The organism is Methylobacterium nonmethylotrophicum, from assembly GCF_004745635.1.
In the GTDB taxonomy this organism is placed as follows: domain Bacteria; phylum Pseudomonadota; class Alphaproteobacteria; order Rhizobiales; family Beijerinckiaceae; genus Methylobacterium; species Methylobacterium nonmethylotrophicum.
The window spans coordinates 233630-253443 of sequence record NZ_SRLB01000004.1; the positions used below are offsets into that span (position 1 = coordinate 233630).

The 19814-nt window shown below is 71.7% G+C and carries 22 protein-coding genes; 10 read left to right on the plus strand and 12 right to left on the minus strand.

Annotated features, from left to right (window positions below):
• Window positions 1-7: 7 nt before the first annotated feature.
• Both mutM and EU555_RS06060 read left to right on the plus strand, forming a co-directional pair.
• Window positions 8-898 carry a bifunctional DNA-formamidopyrimidine glycosylase/DNA-(apurinic or apyrimidinic site) lyase gene (mutM, locus tag EU555_RS06055; RefSeq protein WP_135413764.1) on the plus strand — a complete coding sequence of 297 codons (891 nt, stop codon included), beginning with the start codon at window positions 8-10 and terminating at the stop codon, window positions 896-898.
• A gap of 248 nt (window positions 899-1146) precedes the next feature.
• The gene (locus EU555_RS06060) at window positions 1147-1743 is read left to right on the plus strand and encodes a phasin family protein (protein ID WP_135413765.1); all 597 of its coding nucleotides are present in this window, start codon (window positions 1147-1149) and stop codon (window positions 1741-1743) included.
• Between the two features lie 51 nt (window positions 1744-1794).
• Here the strand turns inward: EU555_RS06060 and EU555_RS06065 are convergent, their stop codons facing one another.
• The 6 genes from EU555_RS06065 to EU555_RS06090 are packed head-to-tail and all read right to left on the minus strand — an operon-like array spanning window position 1795 to window position 7213.
• Complete coding sequence (locus tag EU555_RS06065; protein WP_135413766.1) at window positions 1795-2544, minus strand: SDR family oxidoreductase; 750 nt, start codon at window positions 2542-2544, stop codon at window positions 1795-1797.
• A 19-nt stretch (window positions 2545-2563) separates the two neighbouring features.
• Window positions 2564-3220 (minus strand): ABC transporter ATP-binding protein, encoded by a 657-nt coding sequence (locus EU555_RS06070; protein WP_135413767.1) that lies wholly within the window; start codon window positions 3218-3220, stop codon window positions 2564-2566.
• Window positions 3207-3977 (minus strand): ABC transporter ATP-binding protein, encoded by a 771-nt coding sequence (locus EU555_RS06075; RefSeq protein WP_135413768.1) that lies wholly within the window; start codon window positions 3975-3977, stop codon window positions 3207-3209. Before EU555_RS06075 ends, EU555_RS06070 begins: the two co-directional genes overlap by 14 nt.
• Complete coding sequence (locus EU555_RS06080) at window positions 3974-4906, minus strand: branched-chain amino acid ABC transporter permease (protein WP_135413769.1); 933 nt, start codon at window positions 4904-4906, stop codon at window positions 3974-3976. Before EU555_RS06080 ends, EU555_RS06075 begins: the two co-directional genes overlap by 4 nt.
• Window positions 4907-4937: 31 nt before the next feature.
• Window positions 4938-5870: a branched-chain amino acid ABC transporter permease gene (locus EU555_RS06085; protein WP_099905989.1), complete on the minus strand. Its 933-nt coding sequence runs from the start codon at window positions 5868-5870 to the stop codon at window positions 4938-4940.
• Entirely contained in the window at window positions 5870-7213 is a 1344-nt protein-coding gene (locus EU555_RS06090) for an ABC transporter substrate-binding protein (RefSeq protein ID WP_135413770.1), read from the minus strand. The genes EU555_RS06085 and EU555_RS06090 overlap by 1 nt, the downstream gene beginning before the upstream one ends.
• A 271-nt stretch (window positions 7214-7484) precedes the next feature.
• Between EU555_RS06090 and EU555_RS06095 the strand changes: the two genes are divergently transcribed.
• Together EU555_RS06095 and EU555_RS06100 are read left to right on the plus strand one after the other, a co-directional pair.
• Window positions 7485-8483 carry an SDR family oxidoreductase gene (locus EU555_RS06095; RefSeq protein WP_135413771.1) on the plus strand — a complete coding sequence of 333 codons (999 nt, stop codon included), beginning with the start codon at window positions 7485-7487 and terminating at the stop codon, window positions 8481-8483.
• 40 nt (window positions 8484-8523) lie between these two features.
• A complete protein-coding gene (locus tag EU555_RS06100) occupies window positions 8524-8847 on the plus strand; it encodes a YnfA family protein (protein WP_135413772.1) in 324 nt (107 codons plus the stop codon).
• A 7-nt stretch (window positions 8848-8854) separates the two neighbouring features.
• Here EU555_RS06100 and EU555_RS06105 read toward each other — a convergent pair whose 3' ends face one another.
• On the minus strand, window positions 8855-9772 hold the full coding sequence (locus EU555_RS06105) for a helix-turn-helix domain-containing protein (RefSeq protein WP_167858453.1): 918 nt from the start codon (window positions 9770-9772) through the stop codon (window positions 8855-8857).
• 248 nt (window positions 9773-10020) lie between these two features.
• Here EU555_RS06105 and EU555_RS06110 point away from each other — a divergent pair, with 248 nt between their 5' ends.
• Window positions 10021-11439: an amidase gene (locus EU555_RS06110; RefSeq protein WP_135413774.1), complete on the plus strand. Its 1419-nt coding sequence runs from the start codon at window positions 10021-10023 to the stop codon at window positions 11437-11439.
• Between the two features lie 125 nt (window positions 11440-11564).
• Here EU555_RS06110 and tyrS read toward each other — a convergent pair whose 3' ends face one another.
• Window positions 11565-12839 carry a tyrosine--tRNA ligase gene (gene tyrS / locus EU555_RS06115; RefSeq protein ID WP_135413775.1) on the minus strand — a complete coding sequence of 425 codons (1275 nt, stop codon included), beginning with the start codon at window positions 12837-12839 and terminating at the stop codon, window positions 11565-11567.
• Window positions 12840-12968: 129 nt separating this feature from the next.
• On the opposite strand from tyrS, the gene EU555_RS06120 reads away from it, so the two are divergent.
• The 3 genes from EU555_RS06120 to trhA all read left to right on the plus strand — a co-directional run bounded on the left by EU555_RS06120 (window position 12969) and on the right by trhA (window position 16111).
• Window positions 12969-14108: an anhydro-N-acetylmuramic acid kinase gene (locus EU555_RS06120; protein WP_205820808.1), complete on the plus strand. Its 1140-nt coding sequence runs from the start codon at window positions 12969-12971 to the stop codon at window positions 14106-14108.
• A gap of 59 nt (window positions 14109-14167) precedes the next feature.
• Window positions 14168-15241, plus strand: a complete 1074-nt coding sequence (locus EU555_RS06125) for a COX15/CtaA family protein (protein ID WP_135413776.1) — start codon at window positions 14168-14170, stop codon at window positions 15239-15241.
• A 144-nt stretch (window positions 15242-15385) separates the two neighbouring features.
• The gene (gene trhA, locus EU555_RS06130; RefSeq protein WP_135413777.1) at window positions 15386-16111 is read left to right on the plus strand and encodes a PAQR family membrane homeostasis protein TrhA; all 726 of its coding nucleotides are present in this window, start codon (window positions 15386-15388) and stop codon (window positions 16109-16111) included.
• 15 nt (window positions 16112-16126) lie between these two features.
• Here trhA and EU555_RS06135 read toward each other — a convergent pair whose 3' ends face one another.
• On the minus strand, window positions 16127-16600 hold the full coding sequence (locus EU555_RS06135; RefSeq protein WP_135413778.1) for an AAC(3)-I family aminoglycoside N-acetyltransferase: 474 nt from the start codon (window positions 16598-16600) through the stop codon (window positions 16127-16129).
• A 9-nt stretch (window positions 16601-16609) separates the two neighbouring features.
• Entirely contained in the window at window positions 16610-16858 is a 249-nt protein-coding gene (locus EU555_RS06140; protein WP_135413779.1) for a hypothetical protein, read from the minus strand.
• A gap of 189 nt (window positions 16859-17047) precedes the next feature.
• Here EU555_RS06140 and EU555_RS06145 point away from each other — a divergent pair, with 189 nt between their 5' ends.
• Window positions 17048-17263 (plus strand): hypothetical protein, encoded by a 216-nt coding sequence (locus EU555_RS06145; RefSeq protein ID WP_135413780.1) that lies wholly within the window; start codon window positions 17048-17050, stop codon window positions 17261-17263.
• Between the two features lie 39 nt (window positions 17264-17302).
• On the opposite strand, the gene EU555_RS06150 is transcribed toward EU555_RS06145, so the two are convergent.
• Both EU555_RS06150 and EU555_RS06155 read right to left on the minus strand, forming a co-directional pair.
• Window positions 17303-17794, minus strand: a complete 492-nt coding sequence (locus EU555_RS06150) for a DUF192 domain-containing protein (protein WP_135413781.1) — start codon at window positions 17792-17794, stop codon at window positions 17303-17305.
• A 94-nt stretch (window positions 17795-17888) separates the two neighbouring features.
• The gene (locus tag EU555_RS06155; RefSeq protein ID WP_425375089.1) at window positions 17889-18482 is read right to left on the minus strand and encodes a cold-shock protein; all 594 of its coding nucleotides are present in this window, start codon (window positions 18480-18482) and stop codon (window positions 17889-17891) included.
• A 289-nt stretch (window positions 18483-18771) separates the two neighbouring features.
• Here EU555_RS06155 and EU555_RS06160 point away from each other — a divergent pair, with 289 nt between their 5' ends.
• The gene (locus EU555_RS06160; protein WP_135413783.1) at window positions 18772-19788 is read left to right on the plus strand and encodes an acetyltransferase domain-containing protein; all 1017 of its coding nucleotides are present in this window, start codon (window positions 18772-18774) and stop codon (window positions 19786-19788) included.
• The last annotated feature ends 26 nt before the right edge of the window (window positions 19789-19814 follow it).

Here is a 19814-nt window from a genome sequence, read left to right on the forward strand (position 1 = left end):
GAGACCAATGCCCGAACTGCCCGAAGTCGAGACCGTGCGCCGGGGCCTCGCGCCCGCGATGGTCGGCGCCCGCTTCACCGAGGTCGTGCTGAACCGGCCGAACCTGCGCTTTCCCTTCCCGCCGCGCTTCGCCGCGCGGGTGAAGGGCCAGGAGGTCACCGCCCTGTCGCGGCGCGCCAAGTACCTGGTGGCCGAATTGTCCTCCGGCGAGGCGCTGATCATGCATCTCGGCATGAGCGGGCGCTTCGACGTGCAGCTCCCCGACGGCCGGCACGTCTCGCCCGGCGACTTCTACCTCGAAGGGGCGCAGGGGCAGTCCAAGCACGACCACGTCCGGTTCGCGCTCTCGAACGGCGCCCGGGTCGTCTACAACGACGCCCGCCGCTTCGGCTTCATGGACCTGGTGCCCTCCGCCGACCTCTCGACCTGCCGCCACTTCGCCGGGATGGGGATCGAGCCCCTCGGCAACGAACTATCGGGCGAGACGATCGCGCAGCTGTTTGCGGGCAAGCGCACGCCGCTCAAGGCCGCGCTCCTCGACCAGCGGCTGATCGCGGGCCTCGGCAACATCTATGTCTGCGAGGCGCTGCACCGGGCGAAGCTCCACCCGGAAGCCCCCGCCGGCAGCCTTGCCGACGCCGCCGGCCGCCCGACCCAGAAGGCCAAGCGCCTCGCTGTCGTGATCCGCGACGTCCTTACCGAGGCGGTGGCGGCGGGCGGCTCCACCTTGCGCGACTACGTCCACACCGACGGCAGCGAGGGCGCGTTCCAGCACGCCTTCCGGGTCTACGACCGGGAGGGGCTGGCCTGCACGGCGCGCGGGTGCCGGGGCGTGGTGCGGCGGCTGGTGCAGTCGGGGCGGTCGACGTTCTTCTGCGAGATGTGTCAGCCGGGGTGAGGCTTCGTCCCGATCTTCGGCGATACGGCACCCACCACAGATCCATAATCCTGCGCCGCATCGAAATTTTCGATCGTATCGTATGTTATCGCACCCGCGTTCCGGTTATAATCTATAAGCATTGCATCGATTGGCGCCAAAGAACACGACGCAAGATCAGCCCGGATAGGCGCAAGACGACGAGATAATCTGTGTCCTGGGAGGAAAGGGCTGAGGCGCATCGATCGGCAGAGACCAGGAGAAGCGAAATGGCTGCGACCCAGCATTCCGAACACGCCAAGAAGATCGAACCCTTGAAGGCCGCGTCGGACGGAGCCACCAACGGAATCGAGAACGGCGCCGCCCAGGCGTCCAGGATGGCCGAGCTTGCCAAGGACAGCATCGACAAAGCCGGCTCGCTGCAGGGCAAGACCGCCGACAACGCGCAGCAGATCATGCAGATGAGCGTGGAGACGGTCTCGCGGACGGCGCGGGAGTTCAACGAGCAACTGGCGCGCACGATGGGCGTCGGCAGCGAGGACGGCGAGCGGTTCGCCGCGCAGGCCCGGCAGAACACCGACGCGGTCAGCCGCTGCGGCACGGTGATGACCCACGCGGCGCAGGATGCGTGGCGCAGCTCCGTCGAGCTCGGCCAGAAGCGCTGGCAGCGCAACCTCGAGGGCCTGAAGCGTCTTGCCGGCGCGCGCTCGGTGCAGGAATTCTCGATGCTGCAGAGCGAGATGATGCGCGAGAGCGTGCAGAGCCTGGTGGAGGACGCCCGCATCCTCGCCGAGAAGTCCCTGCGCACCTTCGAGGAGGTGGGCCAGATCTGCGCCAGCGTGAAGCCGCTTCCGGCGGCCCGCTGAGGCAGGGGGCCCGCGTCCCCGGACCGGGGGACGCGGGCTTACCGTCCTCGATCAGACCGTGCGGCCGCCGTCGATCGGCATCTCGACACCGGTGATGAACTCGGCCTCGTCGGAGGCGAGGAAGAGCGCCACGTTGGCGATGTCCGAGGCTCGCGACATCCGGCCGAGCGGGATCGTGGCGACGAACTTCGCCCGGTTCTCCGGCGTGTCCGGCACGCCCATGAAGGCCTCGAGGAGGCCGGTCTCGCCCATCACCGGGCAGAGCGCGTTGACGCGGATCTTCCACGGCGCCAGCTCGACCGCGAGCGATTTCGACATCAGGTTCACCGCCCCCTTCGAGGCGTTGTACCAGGTCAGGCCGGGACGGGGCCGGATGCCGGCGGTCGAGCCGACATTGAGGATCACGCCGCCGCCATTGTCGCGCATCGCCGGCGCCAGGGCGCGGACGAAGTGGAAGATCGACTTCACGTTGACCCGGAAGACGCGGTCGAAGGTCTCCTCGTCGACCTCCATCAGCGGCTGGTTGCGGTGGGTGGTGCCGGCGTTGTTGACGAGGATGTGGGGCGTGCCGAAGGCCTCGGTGGTGCGGCGGACCGCCGCCTGCACGTCGGCCTCGCTGCCGACATCGGCCGCGATGGCGATCGCCGACGCGCCGATGTCCTTCGCCACCCGCTCGGCGGCGTCGCCGCGCAGGTCGAGCACCGCGACCTTGGCGCCTTCCTCGGCGTAGCGCCTGGCGATGCCCTCGCCGAAGCCGCCGCCGGCGCCGGTGACGATCGCGACCTTGCCGTCCAGCCTCATCTGCGTACTCCCTGACGTCTCAAGCCGCGGCGATCTCGCCGCGCTCGATCTGGATGGTGGTGTCGACCAGCGCCCGCAGCAGGTCCGGGCTGCTCTCGGTGATCAGGATCGCGACGTCCGGCAGGGCGGCCCGCAGGCGGGCGAGGGCCTCGGCGTAGCGGAGCGCCAGCGCCGGGGCGAGGCCCTGGAACGGCTCGTCGAGGAGCACCGCGCGGGTGCCGACCATGAGGGCGCGGCCGAGCGCCACCATCTTGCCCTGGCCGCCCGACAGGCCCGCCGCCTTGCGGGGGGCGAAGTCCTTCAGCTCCGGCAGGAGCGCGTAGACGGCATCGAGCCGGCGCGAGACCTCGGCCTTCGGGAGCCCGAGCACCTGGGCCGGCAGCAGCAGGTTGTCCTGCACCGTGAAGCTGCCGAAGAGCTTGCGCTCCTCCGGGGCGTAGCCGATGCCCAGCCGCGCCCGGTGATGGGCCGGCACGGAGCCGGCCTCCTGCCCGTCGAGCACGATCGTGCCGGCGCGCAGGGGCAGAAGCCCCATCAGGGCGCGGAGCGTGGTGGTCTTGCCGGCGCCGTTGCGGCCGATCAGCGCCACGCGCCCGCCCGGCGGCACCTGGAGCGAGACGCCGCGCAGCACCGGCGCGCCGGCGATCTCGACCGCCGCTCCCTCAAGCCGCAGCATGGGTGCCTCCCGGAGGTAGCGTGCCGATCACCGTGCGCTGCACCTCCGGATCGTTGAGGATCCGGGCCGGCGGTCCGAGCGCGGCGATGCGCCCCTGGCCCCAGACCGCGACCCGGTCGGCGAAGCGCCCGACCACCTCCATGTCGTGCTCCACGAACACCGCCGTGACGCCGGCCTCGCGCAGGACGCGGACCAGGGTCTCGACGATGCCCATCTTCTCGGCCGCCGCGACGCCGCTCGTCGGCTCGTCCATCAGCAGGAGGCGGGGGCGCAAAGCCACCGCCATGGCGATGTCGACGAGCTTGCGGGCGCCCTCGTTGAGGGCGTCGGCCCGCACATCGGTGATGCGGGCGAGGCCGAAGCGCGAAATCAGCTCCTCCGCCTCGTCGCGAAAGCGCGGGCGCAGGAGCGGGTTGAGCACCGACCACACGCCTTCGCGGGCGGCGACCGCGAGCGCCACGTTCTGCAAGACCGTGTGCTCGGTGAAGAGCTGCGGCAGCTGGAAGCTGCGGGCGACGCCGAGCCCGACGATGCGCCGCGGCGACAGGCCGAGGATCGGCTTGCCCTCGAAGGCGATCGAGCCGCCTTGCGGCTTCAGGTAGCCGGTGGTCATGTTGATGAAGGTGGTCTTGCCGGCGCCGTTCGGGCCGATGATCGCCAGGAACTCGCCGGCCTCCACGTCGAGGTCGATTCCGTCGGCGGCCTTCAGGCCCCCGAAGGCGAGGCGCAGACCCTTGGCCTGGAGCAGGGGGGTCATGCGGCCCTCCTGCGGCTCGCGATCATGCCCCAGATGCCGCCCGGCGCGAACACGATGACCCCGAGCAGCACGAGGCCGAGCACCATCTGCCAGGCATTGGCGACGGTCGCCGCCGCGTAGACCCGGGTCAGCTCGTAGGCCGCGGCCCCCAGGAACGGCCCGACCACGCTGCCGGCCCCGCCCAGGATCGCGATGAAGACGAGCTCGCCGGAGGTGGTCCAGTAGCTCAGCGCCGGCGTCACGTGGCGGGTGGTGAGGGCGATGATCGCCCCTGCCAAGCCCGCCATCACCGCGGAGGCGACGTAGGCGGCGAGGAGCACGCGCTTGGGCGACACGCCCATGAAGTCGAGCCGCGTCTCGCGGGTCTTGATGCCGGCGAGCGCCTCGCCGAGGGGCGAGGCCAAAGCCACCCGCACCAGCGCGCCGCAGGCGAGCGCCAGCACGAGGGCTAGCCCCAACACCGTCCACTCGCCCGCCTCGCCGGCGAGCGGCCGGCCGAGGAAAGTCACGGGCGGGAGCCGGATGCCGTCGGCGCCGTGGGTCAGCGCGTAGAACTTTTCCAGCACCGAGTAGAACACCATGCTGAGCGCCAGATTCAGCATGCCGAAGAAGATCTCGCGGTAGCGCACCACGAAGAGCCCGATCAGCAGGCCGAGGAGGCCGGCGAGGAGCGCCGCGATGGGCAGGAGCAGCAGCGCCTCCGGCACCGCCATGGCACCGAACGCCACCGTGTAGGCGGCGAGCGCCAGATAGAGCGCGTGGCCGAAGCTGACCTGGCCGGCCCGCAGCAGCAGCAGGATGCCGAGCACGGCGAGGCCCTTGGCGAGCGCGATGGTGAGGACGAAGCGCAGCCACGGCACTGCATAGGCGAGCACAGCCACCAGCACGGCGCCGGCGAGCGCGAGAAGGGTTTCGGAGCGGCGGGTCACGGCGCCAGCCCTCCTTGATCGAGAGCGCAGGTCATATCCGCCGGGTCTCCGCCACGCCGAACAGCCCTTGCGGCCGGAACAGCAGCACCGCCACCATGATGGCGTAGGGCACCACCACCTCGAATTCGGGGGCGACGTAGACCGCGAAGGAGCGGCCGAGGCCGATGAGGAGGGCGGCCACCGCCGCCCCCTCGATCTGGCCGAGGCCCGCCGTCGCCACCACCGCGAAGGAGAGCACGATGGTCGAGGCGCCGACGCCCGGCACCAGCGAGACGGTGGGGGCGGCAAGCGCCCCGCCGAGCGCCGCGAGCGCCGCGCCGACCGTGAAGGTGAGCATCGTCACCTTGGCGGCGTCGATGCCCATGGCGCGGGCCGCCTCCCGGTCGACCGTGACCGCGACGACCATCCGGCCGGTGAGCGTGTAGCGGAGCACATAGGCGAGGATCGCGAGGGTGGCGAGCGCCACCCCCGGCAGCACGTAGAGCTGGTAGGCGGTGAACGGGATGACATCGGTCCCGAAGGGCACGTCGACGGTGCCGAGCCACTTCAGCGGCGCGTCGAACACCACAGGCTGCACGCCCCAGACCAGCTTCTGCAGGTCTTCGAGGATCATGAACAGCGCGAAGGTGACGAGGAGCTGCAGCACCGGCTCGCGGTCCTGCATCCGGCGTAAGAGCAGCCGCTCGATCACCGGCCCGAGCAGGGCACCGACGAGCACGGACGCCGCGAGCAGGATCGGCAGGCCGAGCCAGGGCGGAGCGCCGAGCGACGCCGCGAACAGCCCGAGCGAGGCCGCGGCGTAGCCGCCGATGGCGTAGAGGCTGCCATGGGCGACGTTGAGCACCCGCAGCACGCCGAACACCAGGTTCAGCCCCACCGCCACCATGAACACGGCGGCGGCATAGGACAGCCCGTCGAGCAGGGCGAGCCCGACGAGGATCCCGTTCTCCGACAGCCAGGCCATCAGCTCTTGAAGGCCTGCGCCTGCGGGAGCTTGGCCACCATCTCGGGGGTCAGCGTCTTGAGCCAGTCGGCGCTCTTCTGCCCGACCGGCGTCGTCACGGTCTCGGCCGGGAAGACGATCATGTCGGTGAGCACCGGGAAGGGGTATTTCTCGGTGTGCAGCGTGGTGCCGATGAGCTGGTTCTCGAGGCCCTGGCCGTCCTCGCGGATGCGCACGCTGGCGGTGGGCGAGGGGAATTCGAGGCCCTTGAAGGCCGTGGCCAGTTCGGCGTCGGAGGGCCAGCCGCCGTTTTTCGCCGCCACCGCCTTCTCGATGCCGGCCTTCATCGCCGAGACGGCCTGGGCCATGTGGAAGCAGGGATAGATCGGCCAGGCATTGTACTTGGCGCGGTACGAGTCGCTGAAGCGCTTGAGCCGCTCCGGATCGGCCGGGGAGGGGTGCAGGAACCAGTGGTCGCCGCGCGCGCCCACGATGTGGCCGGCCGGCAGCGCCTTGCCGACCCGCTGGAGCGAGGATTCGGCGAGCGGCATCACGAAGGTCGAGCGCTCGAACAGCTTGCGGTCCGAGGCCTGGCGGATCAGCGCGTCGAGGTCGCCGCCCCAGGAGGTCGACAGCACCACGTCGGGCCGCAGGGCCAGCACGCGGGTGATCTCGGTCGAGAAGTCGGTGGCGCCGAAGCGGGGGAACAGCTCGGCCGCGATCTTCACCCCGGGCTTCAGGGTGTTCATGCCGGTGCGGAAGATGTCCCAGGAATCGCGGCCCCAGGCATAGTCCTGGTTGATCACCGCGATCGACTTGAAGTCTGGCTTGACCTTCAGGAGGTAGAGCAGCGCTGCCAGGATCTCCGGCGTGGCGTTGGCCTGGGTGCGGAAGGCGTAGGTGTAGCGGTTATCCTCGAAGATGCGCTGGGTGCCGCAATCCCACAGAAGCGTCGGGCGCTTCAATTCGTCGGCGAGCGGCGCGCAGGCGATGCAGTCGGCCGACGAGATCGCCGCGAAGACCAGGTGCACGCCCTCCGACTGCACCAGCCGGCGGTACTCGCCGACGACGTGGTCGACGCCCGGCCCCTCGTCGACGAAGATCGGCCGCACCTTGACCCCACTGATCCCGCCCGCGGCGTTGATCTCGTCGAACAGCATCTCGGCGGTCTGGCGGCCGGGCACCCCGAAGACGCTCGCCGGGCCCGACAGGTAGGTGGCGATGCCGACCTTCAGCTCGGCGGGCTTGCCCGCGGCCTGCGCCCAAGCCGCGCCGCCCGGCAGCAGCAGGCTGCCCGCCGCCGCTCCCGCTCCGATCAGCGCCTCGCGCCGCGTGACGACACCGGCACGACCCGTCCCTGCCATAGGCTTCCTCCCTGACCTTACGCCGGGCGGGCCCCTCTGGAACTGGCGTCGGGGGCCTCGCCGCGGCCGGGATCATGGGGGTGGGACCCGCCGCTGTCCAATAGCTTGTTCGGGCTCGTGCCAGAGGTTCGGGATATGGGAGGCCGGCGCGGCGGCGGCGCGCGTGAACGGCGCCCGCGCTCCGAATGAACACGGCGTCCGCGCTCCGAATGAACGATGCACGCCTCCCATCGTTAGCGCCTGGATACCCCCATCCTGTACGGAGGATTCCATGAGCCACGCGCACAAGCCCCTCGACCAGCAGGTGATCGTCATCACCGGCGGCTCGAGCGGCATCGGGCTCGCCACGGCCCGCAGGGCGGCACGGGCGGGGGCCCGGGTGGTGCTCGCCTCGCGCAACGGCGAGGCGCTGGCGGCGATCCAGGAGGAGATCGAGGCGGCGGGCGGCGAGGCGACCCACGTCGTCGCCGATGTCGGCCGGCGCGAGGAGGTGCAGGCGATCGCCGACAAGGCGGTGCAGCGCTTCGGCGGCTTCGACACCTGGGTCAACGACGCCGGCATCTCGATCTACGGCCGCCTGGAGGAGGTCTCGGACGAGGACCACGACCGGCTGTTCCAGACCAACTTCTGGGGCGTGGTCTACGGCTCGCTGGTGGCGGCTCCGCATCTGCGGCGGCGCGGCGGCGCGATCATCAACCTCGGCAGCATCGCCTCCGACCTGGCGATCCCGCTCCAGGGCATGTACTCGGCGAGCAAGCACGCGATCCGCGGCTTCACCGACGCGCTCCGGGCCGAGCTCGATGTCGACCGGGCTCCCGTCTCGGTGACGCTGATCAAGCCGGCGGCGATCGACACGCCGTTCCCGCAGCATGCCCGCAACTACCTCGACCGCGAGCCGAAGCTGCCGCCGCCGGCCTACCACCCGGACGAGGTCGCCCACGCCATCCTGCACGCCGCGGTCTATCCGCAGCGCGAGATCATCGTCGGCGGCGCAGGCCGGGCGATGACCGGCCTCAAGAAGCTCGCCCCCGGCACCTTCGACCGCCTCGGCGGCGTGATGGCGGGCCAGCAGCTCCGCGCGGAGCCGCCGCGGGACCCGAACGGCGCCCTCCACCAGCCGACCCGGGACGGCCACGTGCGCGGCGACCATCCGGGGATGGTGCGCCACACCAGCACCTACACGCGGGCGAAGCTGCATCCGCTCACCACCGGCGCCGTGATGGCGGGCGTCGGCCTCGCCGCGGCAGCGCTGATCAAGCGGCGGGCCTGACGCTTCACGAAGCGGGGCACGGCGGGGGAGAAGCGCGGCCATGCCGACCTTCCTCCTCTACGCCGCCGCCGCGCTCGCCGAGATCGCGGGCTGCTTCTCGGTCTGGGCCTGGTGGCGGCTCGGCGCCTCGCCCTTATGGCTGGTGCCGGGGGTCGCCTGCCTCGGCGCCTTCGCGTTCCTGCTGGCGCTGACCGAGTCGGACGCCGCCGGCCGCGCCTTCGCGGCCTATGGCGGGGTCTACATCGCGGCCTCGCTCCTGTGGCTCTGGGGCGCGGAGGGCCAGCGGCCGGACCGGTTCGACTGCGCGGGCGCCGCCCTCTGCCTTGCCGGGGCGGCGGTGATCGTGCTGGCGCCGCGGGGGTGAGGCGGACTCAGCCCGCCGCCCGCAGCACCGATTTCGGCATCACCCCGTAGGCCTTCTTGAAGGCGCGGCTGAAATGCGAGAAGTCGCTGAAGCCGCACTGCATCACCACCTGCCCGACATTGCGGGCCTGGCCCTCCTCGAGCAGCCGGAAGGCGAGGGCCAGCCGCTGCTGCCACAGCCAGCGGATCGCCGTGGTGCCGTCGGCCGCGAAGGCGCGGCAGAGGGTGCGCAGCGACACGCCGAGGCTGTTCGCCACCCGGGCGAGGTCGAGGTCCGGGTCCTCGATATGGGCGAGCAGGTAGGTCTTGGCCTGGCGCACCAGGTCCGCGTCGGAAAGGCTGCGCCCCGGCGCCGTCAGGCTCGCCTCCAGGGAGGCGGTCAGCAATTCGAGGAACGAGTTGCCGAGCCGCTGCGAGCAGCTCTCGCTCAGGGGCGTCTCGAGCTCGACGATGTCGGTCATCGTGTGGGCGATGGTCGAGGCGAGGGGCTGGTCGGGCCCGATGATCCGGGCCGCCAGGTGCTCGAAGTCGGGCAGCCGCGCCGCGATCTGCCGGCGGGCGAGGCGGGCGATGATCATCCTCGTGTCCTGCTCGAACTCCCACAGGAAGGGCCGGGCCGAATCGTAGATCACGAGGTCGCCGACGGCCGGGAGGGCGCAGCGGTCGTCCTGCACCAGCCGGCCGGTGCCGGTCTTCATCAGCGCCACGAACACGTCGTCGTCCGGCATCCGCCGCAGGCAGGCGGCGTCGCGGCGGTTCTCCATCGGCGAGAACCGGATGTCGCAGACATTGACCTTGCCGAGGGAGACCTTGCGCAGCCGGGCCGCGAAGGGCTCGTCGGCGATCTTCCGCATCGTCTCCGACGGGCTCAGATGGGCGCAGATCGCGTCGCGCCAGTACGAGAACCGGTACTTTTCCGCGAGCACGTTGGTGTCGAAGGTCGTGATCGGCGCAGGCAGGCACGATGCCGATGAGGAAGGAGGCGACGGGGAACGGGGCGACGGGGGAGAGGCGTTGAGCGGTCTCATGACTGACCCTCCGGCTTTTCGTCCGCGCTGCCTCAAGCAATGCGGATGCCAGCCCTGACGGCTCCGGGCCAAGGCGCGTGGCCTTTGGGGACAAGACGAGGCCAGGATCGGCGGGAAGGATGCGGCCTGCAACAGGGAGAGCGACGATGGCCGCGAGCCTGCAAGACGAGACCCTGATCTTCGAGACCCTGGTCTTCATCGCCGAGGCGATCCGCCTGCGGCAGGTGAGCGCGGTCGAGGTCGCGACCGCGATGCTCGCGCGCATCGACGCCCTCGACGGCGAGATCCGCAGCTACACCACCGTGACCGCCGAGCACGCGCTGGCGGCCGCCGCCCGGGCGGACCGGGAGACCGCCCTCGGCATCAGCCGCGGCCCGCTGCACGGCGTGCCGCTCGGCATCAAGGACCTGTGCGACACGCGCTTCGCCCCCACCGGCGCCGGCACGCTGATCCATCGCGATCACGTGCCGAGCACGGACGCCACCGTGGTCGCGCGGCTGGAGCAGGGCGGGGCGGTGATCCTCGGCAAGCTCGCGATGACCGAGGGGGCCTATACCAGCCACCACCCGGAGAATCCGGGCCCGGTCAACCCCTGGGGCCGGGGCCACTGGCTCGGCTCGTCCTCGACCGGTTCGGGTGCGGCCACCGCGGCGCGGCTGTGCTACGGCTCGCTCGGCTCCGACACCGGCGGCTCGATCCGCTTCCCCTCCGCGACCTGCGGGCTCACCGGGATCAAGCCGACCTGGGGCCGGGTGAGCCGCCACGGCGTGTTTCCCCTCGCGGCCTCCCTCGACCATGTCGGGCCGATGGCCCGCAGCGCCGCCGACGCGGCCGCGATCCTCGGCGTCATCGCGGGCGCCGACCCGCGCGACCCGACCGCCCTGGCGGCGCCCGTCGACGACTATCTCGGCGGAATCGGCCGGCCGATCCGCGGCCTCACCATCGGCATCGACCGGGGCTTCACGACCGAGGGGATCGACCCGGAGGTGGTCGCGGCCCTCGAGGCGACGGAGGCGGTGTTGCGCGACCTCGGCGCGCGCATCCGCGAGATCACGATGCCGCCCACCGCGGACCTGGTGCGCGGCTGGATCCCGTTCTGCTCGGTCGAGACGGCGCTCGCCCATCGGGAGACCTATCCGGCGCGGGCCGCGTCCTACGGGCCCGACCTCGCCGGCCTGATCGACCAGGGCCGCGCGGTCACCGGCCTCGACCTCGGCGCGGTCTACCACGAGCGGCTCGCCTTCTCGGGCGCGCTCGCCGACCTGTTTCAGGAGGTCGACCTCCTCCTCGTGCCGACCATGCCGGTGCCGGTCCCGAGCCGCGCCCGGATGGGCGAGTACGGCCAGGACCCGGAGGTGCTGCTGCGGATCCTGCGCTTCACCGCGCCGTTCAACTTCTCGGGCAGCCCGACCATCACCCTGCCGGCTGGGATCGACGCCGCCGGCCTTCCCTTAAGCGTCCAGCTCGTCGGGCCTCACCTGTCGGAGGCGCTGCTCTGCCGCGCCGGCCACGCCATCCAGCAGGTCACCGACTGGCACGCGCGCCGGCCGCCGGGGCTCGCGTGAGCGGAAGCTCTGTTACGATGTCCACCTGATGCTTCCAAATAAAGTAGAGCGCGTCTCCCCTCTCCCACACGGGAGAGGGGATCCCGCGACTTACTTCTACAGGAACAAATCAAGCGAAGAGCGGGTCACACCACCCGCAGCAGCACGTGCTTCTTGCGGCCGAAGGACAGCTTCACCACGCCCTCCGGGGTGACGTCGCCGGCGCCGATCACCGCGCGCTCGTCGCTGACGGGCGCGTCGTTGACCTTGAGACCGCCGCTCTTCACCTGCCGGCGCGCCTCGCTGGTCGAGGGCACGAGGCCCGCATGATCCGGCCCGAAGGCCGAGAGCACGCCGAGGCCTGCCTCGATGAGCGCGCGCGGCACCTCGACGGTGGGCAGGCTCTGGGCCAGCGCGCCCTCCTCGAAGGTGCGCCGCGCCGTCTCGGCGGCGGCCTCCGCCGCCTCGCGGCCGTGGAGCAGGGCGGTGGCCTCGGTGGCGAGCACCTTCTTGGCCTCGTTGATCTCCTGGCCGCCCAGGGCCTCGAGCTTTGCCACCTCGTCGAGGGGCATCAGGGTGAACAGGCGCAGGAAGCGGCCGACATCGGCGTCCTCGGTGTTGCGCCAGAACTGCCAGTAATCGTAGGGGCTGAGCAGGTCCGGGTTGAGCCAGACCGCGCCCGACGCCGTCTTGCCCATCTTGGCGCCCGAGGCCGTGGTCATCAGCGGGCAGGTCAGGGCGTGGAGCTGCGGCGTGCCGAGGCGCCGGCCGAGATCGATGCCGGTGACGATGTTGCCCCACTGGTCCGAGCCGCCCATCTGCAGCGTCACGCCGTGGCGGCGGTTCAGCTCGACGAAGTCGTAGGCCTGCAGGATCATGTAGTTGAATTCCAGGAACGACAGCTCCTGGTCGCGCTCGAGCCGCAGCCGCACGCTGTCCATCGACAGCATCCGGTTGACCGAGAAGTGCCGGCCGATCTCGCGCAGCATCTCGATGTAATTGAGCGTGGTCAGCCACTCGGCGTTGTCGGCCATCACGGCGGCGTTGGCGCCGGCGCCGAAGTCGAGGAAGCGCGAGAAGGTCTTCTTGATCTCGGTCTTGTTGTCCTCGATCTGGTCCAGGGTGAGGATCTTGCGGCTCTCGTCGCGGCCGGACGGGTCGCCGACGCGGGTGGTGCCGCCGCCCATCAGCGCCACCGGCTTGCCGCCGGTCGCCTGGAGCCAGTGCAGCATCATGATCGAGAGCAGGTGGCCGATATGGAGCGACGGCGCCGTGCAGTCGTAGCCGACATAGGCCGTCAGCCGGCCCTCGCGGGCGGCCTCGTCCACGCCCGGGAAATCGGAGCACTGGTGGACGTAGCCGCGCTCCATCAGGACGCGGAGGAAGTCGGAACGCGGCGCGAAGTCGGTGGGCGCGGCCATGGAACTCTCGATCGGTCTCGTGAGGGGCGGCGGCGCGACAGCGCGGCGCCGCCATGCTAGCTCCGTCGGATTCGGAACGGGTCGGCTCATAGCAGCGCCGGCCCCGAAAGGCACGGGGGACGAGTCGGGATGACGATGCGGCGGGCGATCGGGCTGATGAGCGGCACCTCCCTCGACGGCGTCGACGTCGCGTTGATCGAGACCGACGGGGAGACGGTCCGGGTCGAGCGCAGCCACAACGGCTATCTCGAGCCCCTGGGGCCGACGGGCTACCGCGCCTACTCGGACGACGACCGGGCGCTCCTGCGCCAGGCCCTCGTCGACGCGGAAGGCGTGACCGAGCGCAGCGAGCGCCCGGGCTGCCTGTCCCAGGCCGAGGAGCTGGTGACGCGCCTCCACGCCGAGGCGGTCGAGAACTTCCTCGCCGAGAACGGCCTGACGCCCGCCGACATCGACGTCGTCGGTTTCCACGGCCAGACCGTGGTGCACCGGCCCGACCAGAAGATGAGCGTGCAGATCGGCGACGGGGGCGCCTTGAGCCGTCGTCTCGGCATCAAGGTGGTGTCGGATCTGCGCAACGCCGACATCGAGGCGGGCGGGCAGGGGGCGCCGCTGGTGCCGGTCTTCCACCGGGCCCTCGCCCAGGCCTCCGGCTTCACCGACAGCCTCGGCATCCTCAATATCGGGGGCGTCGCCAACGCCACCCTGATCGCCCGGGACGGCAGGATCCTCGCCTTCGACACCGGCCCGGGCAACGCGCTGATCGACGACTGGATGCGCGAGCGCACCGGCCACGCCCTCGACGACAACGGCCGCACCGCCGCCCGCGGCCGGCCCGACGAGCCGCTGCTCGCCTGGCTGCTGATCCACCCGTTCTTCTCGCGCCGGCCGCCGAAGTCCCTCGACCGGAACTGGTTCTCGCACAAGCTCGCGGGCCAGCTCTCGACCGAGGACGGCGCCGCGACGCTCACCGCCTTCACCGCCCGCGCGGTCGCCCGGGCGCTCGATCACGCCAGCGACCCGCCGACCCGCTGGATCGTCTCCGGCGGCGGGGCCCGCAACGGCGAATTGCTGCGCCAGCTCAACTACCACCTGCGCGCCGAGATCACGACCGCCGACGCCATCGGCTGGTCCTCCGCCTTCCTGGAGGCGCAGGCCTTCGCCTACCTCGCGGTGCGCTCGCTGGAAGGCCTGCCGATCACCTTTCCGTCGACGACGGGGGTGAGCCAGGCGATCACCGGCGGGGTGCTGGCGCGGCCGGAGGGGTGACTCCGGTGCGGCACCGCAGGACGTTGCGCGGGCCCCGTCCCCGCCGCTAAGCGGGCCGCATGAGCAGCACCTCCACGATCAGCATCGCCCCGGCCGCGGCACCCGCCACCGCGGTGCCCCGGTCCCGCCGCGCCGTACGGACCTGGCTCTTCGTCATGGCCGCCCTGGTCGTGGCGATGGTGGCGGTGGGCGGCGCGACGCGGCTCACCGGCTCGGGCCTGTCGATCACCGAGTGGAAGCCGGTGACCGGCGCGATCCCGCCGCTCTCCGCCGAGGCCTGGGCGCAGGAATTCGCCAAGTACCAGGCGACGCCGCAATACACGTTGCTCAACCAGGGCATGACCCTGTCCGAGTTCCAGTTCATCTACGGCTGGGAATGGGGCCACCGGCTGCTCGGCCGCCTGATCGGCCTCGTGTTCTTCCTGCCGCTCCTGGCCTTCTGGTGGCGCGGCCAGCTCGACCGGCGCCTGTCGTTCAGCCTGCTCGGCCTCGGCGTGCTCGGCGGCCTGCAAGGCGCCGTCGGCTGGATCATGGTGGCGTCCGGCCTGCAGCCGGGCATGACCGCGGTGGCGCCGGTCAAGCTCGCCCTGCACCTGACGCTGGCGAGCGCGATCTATGCCGGCCTCGTCTGGCTCGCCGCCGGCCTCGACCGGACGCGCGACGAGGCGGTGCCGGCGCGGCTCTCCGGCACGGCGCTCGCCCTGATGGTCCTGGTGCTCGTGCAGATCGCGCTCGGCGGCCTCGTCGCCGGCTCGAAGGCGGGGCTCACCTACAACACCTGGCCGCTGATGGATGGCAGCCTCGTCCCCGCGGGCCTTCTGTCCGGCACGCCCTGGATCGAGAACTTCGTCGACAACGTCACCCTGGTGCAGTTCAACCATCGCCTGACCGCCTACGCGCTTCTGGTCGTCGCGGCGTTCCACGCCTTCGACACCCGCCGCGCGCTGCCCGGCACGGGCGCCGCGCGGCGGGCGACGGCGCTCCTCGGCCTCGTCGTCGCGCAAGCCTGCCTCGGCATCGTCACCCTGCTCCTGGTCGTGCCGCTCTGGGCCGGCCTCGCCCATCAGGTCTTCGCGATGCTGGTGCTCGGCATGGCGAGCGTCCACGCCCGGCTCTGCCGGGCTCATCCATAAAATCATCGCGACTGTGCCGCGCGCCCAGGGGCGCCGTAATCCGCGCCGCGTGAGCGCACCCGGGAACGTTCGTCCGGCGTTCATGCTTCCGCTTTAACTTTGGTCAACCGGGAGGCGACACCCGGTCCTGGGAGCGGAGGTTCGATGTCTGCGCAGGAGCAAACCCTGGACGCGTCCGCGGCCCTGACGGCGCGGTTCGCGCCGGACGGCCGGCCCCTGAACCTCGCCTGGACCTACACGCCGCGGGAACTGCTCGCCGACGGCGTCGTCCACGTGGTCGGCGTGAGCCTCGGGGTGGTGGGCGCCCTGACGCTGATCGTCAGCGCCGCCCTCTCGAATCTCAACTCCTCCGAGAAGGTGGCGGTGGCCGTCTACGCCGCCGGCCTCGTGGCGATGCTGGGCGTCTCGGCGGCCTACAACATGTGGCCGGTCGGCCGGCTGAAATGGCGCCTGCGCCGGGCCGACCACGCCACCATCTTCCTGATGATCGCCGGCACCTACACGCCGCTCGTCACCCTCGTCGGCACCGACACGTTCGCCTTCGGGCTGCTCGCCGGGATCTGGCTCGTGGCGGTGGCGGGCGCCGCCGTGAAGCTGACGCTCCCGGGCCGCTTCGACCGGCTGGCGATCGCCCTCTACCTCGCCCTCGGCTGGAGCGGGCTGATGGCCTACGAATCGGTCATCGCCGCCCTGTCGCCGGGCGCCCTGTGGCTGCTCGCCGCCGGCGGCCTGCTCTACTCCCTCGGGGTCATCTTCCACGTCTGGCGGCAATTGCCGTTCCAGAACGCGATCTGGCACGGCTTCGTGCTGGCCGCGGCGGCCTGCCATTACGGCGCGGTGTTCCGCAGCGTGCTCGATGCGGGGGCGTGAGGGGCGCCGCCGCGATCAGCCCCGCGGCGGCACCGGGATGTCGAAATGGTGCACGTCCTCGCGCAGGCCGAGCTTGCCGTAGAGCGCGAGGGCGGGCGCGTCGTCCGGATCGGCCTGGACGAAGATCACCCAGGTGCCGCTCTCAGCTGCGACGGCGCGCAGATGCGCGATCAACGACGTGGCGATGCCCCGCCGGCGGTGGTCCGCCGCGACCGCGAGGTCGTAGAGGTAGATCTCCCGCCGCGCCCGCTCGGCCTTGTCGAGGGCATAGGCCGTGAGGCCGCCCACCACGGTTCCGCCGGCCAGTGCCACCAGCACGGCAACGTGCTCTCGGCCGAGCAACGCGGCGAGGTAGGCATCGTCGGGCTTCGCGTCGCCATAGGTCACGGGATCGTCGAAGACCTCGCCGAACAGGGCGTTGAGGTCGCGCATCAGCGCGATGTCGGCCGGCCCCAGACGGCGGATCGTGAGCGGCGGCGTCGCGACCATCCCGCCTCCTCAGAACGGCGTGTAGTCCCCGCCATCCGTGATGGTGTCGAGGGCGCGCTCGATCGACGTCACGGCGTCGAGCACCATCTGCACCGTGCGCTCGGCCTCCGGGCGCGGACGGCCGAGGGCGGCGGCCCGGGCGCCGATGTCGTGCAGCTGCTCGGCGATCGTCACCAGGTCGGAGACGACCGCCGCGGTGGCGCGGGCGGCGGCATCGGGCGCCGGGCGCGGGCGCAGCAGGGGAACGACGTTGCTCATCGGCCGGGACTCTCGCGCAAAGGCGCGGACTCCGCCAGCCGGAGAATCGTAGCCCTCCACACATTCCGCCGGGCGCGGCGCGGGAGGCACAGGGGAGGGGTTTCACGGCCGCCGGGACCGCGCGCGCCTTGACGGGCGGTCTCGCGCCGGGGCACCCCGGCTCAGACTGTCAGAGCCGGGACCTCATCCATGCGTTTCCTCCGAGTCGCCGCGGCGCTCTCCCTCGCGGGCCTCGCCGCCGCCTGCACCAGCGCCGGCGATCCACGCGGCAGCGGCCTCGCCGAGACCTTCGACACCAAGAACTACGTGCGCTCGAACGACACCAACGGGACGCAGCGCCGGCCCGACGTGAACCGGGTCTTCACCCAGCCCTCGATGCCGAGCATCTCGAATCGCGGTTTCTGATGCCGTGCCCCCGGCGGCAGACGCCGCCGGGCTCGACGGTCAGCGCCCGCGAAACAGCGGGTGCTCGACCTTGTCGCCCGCGTGCAGGCCGAGGCGGGCGGCGGTGCCGGCATTGAGCTCGAGCACCCCGAGCACCGGCTCGCCCGATTCGATGGTGCGGGTCGAGAGCGGCTCGGTGTCCGTGGCGATCCGCGCCACCGTGCCGTTGGCGCGGATGAACAGCATGTCGAGCGGCAGGTAGGTGTTCTTCATCCACATCGCCACCGGGGCGGTGCGCTCGAAGTCGAACAGCATGCCGCGGTCCGGCGCCATGGCGCGGCGGAACATCAGGCCCTGCGCCCGCCCGGCATCGTCGCGCATCACCTCGACCTGGAAGGTGTGGCGGCCGGAGCGGGAGACGATCGTCAGCGGCTCGAACGGACCGTCGGCGAGGACGGAGGACGGCGCCAGGGCCGGCAGGATCAGGAGGACGAGCGCGGCGAGGAGCCGGCGCGGCGAGGCGGCCCGGGGCCGTACGAGGCGAAGCGACATGAGGCTGAGCTAGAGCGCCGTTCGGCGAAGGGGATGGGAGCGCGGCGCCGGAAACGCGCGGGACGCGAAAATCCGGTGCGGGTGGGCCCCCGGCTCAGTGCGAGGAGGGCGGTCCGCCTTCGGCCAGGCGCACCTCGGCCGCCATCAGGCCCTTCGAGCCGTCGCCGTAGCGGACCATGACGTGCTCGCCGGGCTTGAGCTCGGCGATGCCGTAGCGCCGCAGGGTCTCCATGTGGACGAAGATGTCCGGCGTGCCGTCGCCGCGGCTCAGGAAGCCGAAGCCGCGCAGGCGGTTGAACCACTTCACGACCGCGCTCTCGAGCCCGCTCGTCGGCACCACGGTGACGTGGGTGCGCGGCATCGGCAGCTCGGCCGGATGGGTCGCGGTCGATTGGTCGAGGGAGACGACCCGGAAGGCCTGCCAGCCGCGCGGGCGCTGGACCGCCTCGACCACGATCCGGGCCCCCTCGCTGGCGCTCTGGTGGCCGTCGCGGCGCAGGCAGGTGACGTGGAGCAGAACGTCGGGGGCGCCGCTGTCCGGAACGATGAAGCCGAAGCCCTTGGCGACGTCGAACCACTTGATGCGGCCGCTGACCTCGACGAGTTCGAGCGGCCGTTCCGCCGCGGCCTCGAGCCCGGGCCGGCTCTCGCGCGCGCCCTCTCCGAACGCGCCTACCGGCCGCTCCATGGCGGGGCCTGAACCGAACTCGTCCGACATCGTAAGCAACCCACTCGAATCGCGTCGCGCGCTTCACCGGCAGATTAACAAAGTCATGACTTCGGGGAAGCCCGAATCCGCCGAGATGAGACACCGGCGCGGCGATGTCCTCGCCGGTGTCGCCTCGCTGCCGCGCATTCTGCAATCCGGGGAGGCAAGTTTCCACGCCATCGCTCGCGCGTTGCAGCCGCATCCGCCAGCTCGCCCGTGATCCTGCGCGTTTTCGCCGCAGGCAGCGGCACGGCCGTCCGGCTCGGCTATGACGGCGCCCGTGACGCTGTCCCGGAGAGCCGCGATTCAGACCCCGCCTGCCTCCGCCATGCCGGCCCGGCGCCTCGCCCTCGTCGATGTGGCGCGGGGCGTCGCGCTCCTGGCGATGGCCCTCTACCATCTGACCTGGGACCTCGGCTTCCTGCGGCTGACGCCCGAGAACGCCGCCCTGTCGCCCCTGGGCCGGGCGGCGGCGCACGGCATCGCGGGAAGCTTCCTGCTGCTCGTCGGGGTGAGCCTCGTCCTCTCCCGCGATCGGACGGCCGGATGGCGGTCCTTCCTCGCGCGGATCGGGCGCATCGGTGCGGCGGCGGCGGCGATCTCCCTCGCCACCTCCTGGCTGTTTCCGGAGTCCTGGATCTTCTTCGGCATCCTGCACTGCATCGCCGTCTCGAGCGTCCTGGCGCTGCCGGCGCTCGCGGCGCCGCTGCCGGTCGTCTGGCTCGCCGCCGCCCTCGTGCTCGCCGGGCCGACGCTCGCGGCCCTGGCGGGCGGGCCGCCGCTCCTCGACGCGCCGGGTCTGCTCTTTCTCGGGCTCGGCGCCGTGGTCCCGACGACGAACGACTACGTGCCGCTCTTCCCCTGGTTCGGCTTCGTGCTGGCGGGCGTGGGGCTCGGCCGCATGATCGGGCCGCGGCTCGCCGCCTCGCGGCTCGGCGCCTGGGCACCGCGCGGCCGGGCCGGGCGGCTCGCGGCAAGGGCGGGGCGCCACAGCCTCGCAATCTACCTCGTGCACCAGCCGCTGCTGCTCGGGCTGCTCTACGGGGTCGCGGCGCTCACCGGGCCGCATCCGCGGGCCGGCGAGGCGCAGTTCCTGCGCGAGTACGGGGCCACTTGCGCGGCGGCCGGCAGCTCCGAGGCGATCTGCCGCGCGACGGCCCGCTGCGTCCTCGTCCGGCTGCGGGAGACGGGATTGTGGGCCATCGCGGACCGCCCCCTCACCGCGGAGGAGCGCGCCATCGCCACGTCCATCGCGCAGGCCTGCCTCGCGCGGAATTCCGGCTGAGGCCGAGCGCGCAAGGCGACGTGGGC

Excerpts from the sequence above, each read along its gene's own strand:
- mutM (WP_135413764.1), top strand. The coding sequence starts at position 8 with ATGCCCGAACTGCCCGAAGTCGAGACCGTGCGCCGGGGCCTCGCGCCC.
- EU555_RS06060 (WP_135413765.1), top strand. The coding sequence starts at position 1,147 with ATGGCTGCGACCCAGCATTCCGAACACGCCAAGAAGATCGAACCCTTG.
- EU555_RS06065 (WP_135413766.1), bottom strand. The coding sequence starts at position 2,544 with ATGAGGCTGGACGGCAAGGTCGCGATCGTCACCGGCGCCGGCGGCGGC.
- EU555_RS06070 (WP_135413767.1), bottom strand. The coding sequence starts at position 3,220 with ATGCTGCGGCTTGAGGGAGCGGCGGTCGAGATCGCCGGCGCGCCGGTG.
- EU555_RS06075 (WP_135413768.1), bottom strand. The coding sequence starts at position 3,977 with ATGACCCCCCTGCTCCAGGCCAAGGGTCTGCGCCTCGCCTTCGGGGGC.
- EU555_RS06085 (WP_099905989.1), bottom strand. The coding sequence starts at position 5,870 with ATGGCCTGGCTGTCGGAGAACGGGATCCTCGTCGGGCTCGCCCTGCTC.
- EU555_RS06090 (WP_135413770.1), bottom strand. The coding sequence starts at position 7,213 with ATGGCAGGGACGGGTCGTGCCGGTGTCGTCACGCGGCGCGAGGCGCTG.
- EU555_RS06095 (WP_135413771.1), top strand. The coding sequence starts at position 7,485 with ATGAGCCACGCGCACAAGCCCCTCGACCAGCAGGTGATCGTCATCACC.
- EU555_RS06100 (WP_135413772.1), top strand. The coding sequence starts at position 8,524 with ATGCCGACCTTCCTCCTCTACGCCGCCGCCGCGCTCGCCGAGATCGCG.
- EU555_RS06110 (WP_135413774.1), top strand. The coding sequence starts at position 10,021 with ATGGCCGCGAGCCTGCAAGACGAGACCCTGATCTTCGAGACCCTGGTC.
- tyrS (WP_135413775.1), bottom strand. The coding sequence starts at position 12,839 with ATGGCCGCGCCCACCGACTTCGCGCCGCGTTCCGACTTCCTCCGCGTC.
- EU555_RS06120 (WP_205820808.1), top strand. The coding sequence starts at position 12,969 with ATGACGATGCGGCGGGCGATCGGGCTGATGAGCGGCACCTCCCTCGAC.
- EU555_RS06125 (WP_135413776.1), top strand. The coding sequence starts at position 14,168 with ATGAGCAGCACCTCCACGATCAGCATCGCCCCGGCCGCGGCACCCGCC.
- trhA (WP_135413777.1), top strand. The coding sequence starts at position 15,386 with ATGTCTGCGCAGGAGCAAACCCTGGACGCGTCCGCGGCCCTGACGGCG.
- EU555_RS06135 (WP_135413778.1), bottom strand. The coding sequence starts at position 16,600 with ATGGTCGCGACGCCGCCGCTCACGATCCGCCGTCTGGGGCCGGCCGAC.
- EU555_RS06140 (WP_135413779.1), bottom strand. The coding sequence starts at position 16,858 with ATGAGCAACGTCGTTCCCCTGCTGCGCCCGCGCCCGGCGCCCGATGCC.
- EU555_RS06145 (WP_135413780.1), top strand. The coding sequence starts at position 17,048 with ATGCGTTTCCTCCGAGTCGCCGCGGCGCTCTCCCTCGCGGGCCTCGCC.
- EU555_RS06150 (WP_135413781.1), bottom strand. The coding sequence starts at position 17,794 with ATGTCGCTTCGCCTCGTACGGCCCCGGGCCGCCTCGCCGCGCCGGCTC.
- EU555_RS06155 (WP_425375089.1), bottom strand. The coding sequence starts at position 18,482 with ATGGAGCGGCCGGTAGGCGCGTTCGGAGAGGGCGCGCGCGAGAGCCGG.
- EU555_RS06160 (WP_135413783.1), top strand. The coding sequence starts at position 18,772 with ATGACGGCGCCCGTGACGCTGTCCCGGAGAGCCGCGATTCAGACCCCG.